This is a genomic window from Phormidium sp. CCY1219, assembly GCF_035615515.1.
Classification (GTDB): domain Bacteria; phylum Cyanobacteriota; class Cyanobacteriia; order Cyanobacteriales; family Laspinemataceae; genus CCY1219.
This window is the reverse complement of record NZ_JAJENT010000506.1, coordinates 1-3,014: the sequence shown is the minus strand read 5'-3', so window position 1 is coordinate 3,014 and position 3,014 is coordinate 1. Positions and strand designations below refer to the sequence as shown.

1 protein-coding gene is annotated in these 3,014 nt (G+C 50.2%); it reads left to right on the top strand.

From position 1 onward, the window contains the following. Positions 1-1,170 precede the first annotated feature (1,170 nt). Positions 1,171-2,925, top strand: a complete 1,755-nt coding sequence (gene hmpF, locus LKK83_RS13280) for a pilus motility taxis protein HmpF (RefSeq protein ID WP_324631642.1) — start codon at positions 1,171-1,173, stop codon at positions 2,923-2,925. The last annotated feature ends 89 nt before the right edge of the window (positions 2,926-3,014 follow it).

The following is a 3,014-nucleotide window of genomic DNA, read 5'->3' as shown; positions in this document are numbered from 1 at the left end:
GGGGGAGAACTCCTCCCTACGCATAAATGACGAGGGTTTCCGTTCTCCCCCTTACCAACCCTAATTTCTGATGATGACAATCCATAGAAGGTCTCCCTTCCATTTGTGAAAGTCGATTGTCGGTGGCGATCGCTGCCTAAGTCAGTGTGCCTACTTTCGTTAAGTGTGGCATAAAGCGCTGAATTCTCCCTTAATTTTCCTCTTAAAAAAGATGTTAACCTCTTTACTACTGTGGAGCGGGCGACTCCTCTATCTGAGGATAAGGGTTTCCCGCTTTACCTGAACCCATAACATCTCCCCCGCACTCAGCCCGAGTATTTCATCATCAGTGAACTCGGCTAAAAAGGTAAGCTATAATTAACAAAGCCAAAGCGATGATAAATCAGTGGGGACCTTTTTACCGAAGGAAATTGCCCTGAAACAGGCGAACAGGGCAAACAAATGGGGATAAAGAAAAACCCAAGCGATCGCTTTCGATAAACATCCGAGGGAGAAAATGAAACTGGGAGATGCGTAGACCAGGGAATCAAATCAAAATTCTCGGTTGTAGTAAACCAAGAAACTCCAATCGCCGCCGAGGGTTGCACGGACAACTCCAGAGAAACCCCAGGCTCATGCAAGGGATCTGAGACAAAAGAGGGTGGGATCCGGTGGCTTGAGGAACCTGAAGTTGTAGGATTTGCAAAAGCTCCCGTAAGATGACATCAGCGAAGATGCCCAAATCAGAAGATCCAGGGAGAGTTCTCCCAGAGTCGGACTTGCAGGGTAGGTAAAATCGTGGCGAAGGCTCGACTCAGGAAAAACAAAGGTTTAAACTGGATTCGGGGGCAAAGGAGAGACGGGTGGCCCAGACCATCGCCCACTGTCCCCAGAATGCTGCCTAGGGGTGTTTCGTCATTGGAGTGGAACCCAGGGGCGATCGCCCGTGGGTGGAATTCACTCAAGCCAAATAATCAAGTGGCATCAGACCAAAGCAAACCACTTATCAGCGCAGTTCTATGCAGACAACGAGGTGAACCAGCAAGTAGAGGTAGCAACACATTCCTTCCAGACAGTGGCGCTTCAATTGCCATATCCCTTTAAACTGGATTTTAATGAAGGTGAACTAAACCAACTACGGAAACGGTTTAGCAATCAATTTCGGCATAGACACGGAAGAGGACGATCGGTGTGCTGTATCTAGCGGAAGTACAAAAACAAAAAAGTAGCTTTGGGCTTGGTAGCGCCAAGGCTGAACTTAGACTGCTCGCCTGTCAGCGGGGCGAAAACAGTTGGAGTGCCGTACCAGGCTCAGAGACGATCCCTGCTGAGGACGCCAGTAGTTTTAACGCCGGCGCGCTGGTGCTTGTAGACCTCAGTCCCAACAAACAAGTAAAGGGGAATGTGGAAGAGGCGGCATCTCGTCTGGTTAGTATTTTGCAAAATTTCTCCCGAGGTCAAGACAAAATCAAAACCAAGGAGGAAGAAATCGAGCAGTGGATGCAGTCTCTGACATATCAAAGTCAGGAACTACAGCGTCGCGAGATGGAATTACAAGCCCGGGAAGAAGAACTCACCGAGCTAGAGTCTAAACGCCAGGAAATCGAAAGCGCTTCTTCAGAAGCCACCCAAGCTAGAGAAGATCTAGAGCGCAAGCAGCAGGAACTAGACAGCGCCTGGGAGGAATTGCGATCGCAGCGCCAGCAGATGGAGGAGCAGATCGCTCAAACACAGCAATCGGTGCAGTTGGATGAAGGACTAGCCAATCACATTCAAGAATTACTCGATTACTTGTCTCAAACCGATGCGCCCAGCGAATCGGCGAACGAACAGGTGAAGCTGGCGTTGGAAGGGGTGGCGGCACAACAGTCGGTGATGGACGAACATTGGCAGCGGCTCGATCGCTTTCGCAGTGACGCCGAACAGCAGCAACAGGAACTCCCCAGCAAAAACCAAGAACTGGAGAATTTGCGCCAACAATGCCATGAAGGTGAAGCGTCTTTAGAAGAGGCTCGCGCACAGTTAAAGCTCCTCGAAAGCGCTCTGGCAATTAAACGCGAATATGCCACGAGCCTAAAAACCCAGGTCACGAGTCAAGAGGAATTGCATCAGCAACTGTTTCAACTGGCAGACACCTCCGAGCAGGTGACGATTACCGATAAGGTGGACGTGGAAGCGTTGGAGAGGATGCCGATTGAGGAACTGGAAGGAATGGTGCAAAATCTACAGCAGGATTTAGACAAAATCTTTCAGTTTGTTAACGGTCAAGAGGAGGAGTTGAAATTACAGCGCGAGACGATTGAAGAACTCGAGCAAACACTTAGCCAAGCGAAAGATACTGAACGCTGGAACGTACAGCGACAACTGACGGACGAACAAGAAGCTTACCAGATGTTGGATCAAACCCTGGTGGGTCAGCGACGGAATCTGCGCGAACGGGAGGAGATTCTCAGTCAGCACCGGGCGGTGTTGAGTCGCCGTCAAGGTCATGGAGATGGTGGCTCGATCGCCCCCCATCAAAAGCTTGCCCTCGGCCCAATTCTCGGGCAAATCGAACAAGCGCGAGAACAACAAGCGGAAGAACTCCAAAAGCTCGAAGGGGAAATCGAACAGATGGAACAAGAGTTTGAGCAGGCTCAGGAAACTGTGAATGCTCAGGCTAAAGAAGTGGAGGATAAGCAGCAGGCGATCGCTCAACTTGAAGCAAATGTGCGGGAGTTGCAAGAGGCGATCGCGCGAATGCTCGCTCAAGTCAATCTCTATGAAGAAATGCTCCAACCCCTGCAAGATAAACTCAACGAGGTCAAGCAAAAACTCGAAGAAGTGGCCGGCGCTTTCGGACAAGTGGGAGAAACCCACTCCAATCAACAACAGGCGATCGCGCAGATGCGCGACATTCTGACGGGTCTGATTAATGGAGAGTCTTCTGAGTTGGCGGCTTCGTAGAGTGGCGCAATCGTCAGGAACCCCATCCCTAAAGGGAAGGGCTTGGTAAGACTTTATTCTTGCTACGCTCGAATATTTTCCCAAGCTCA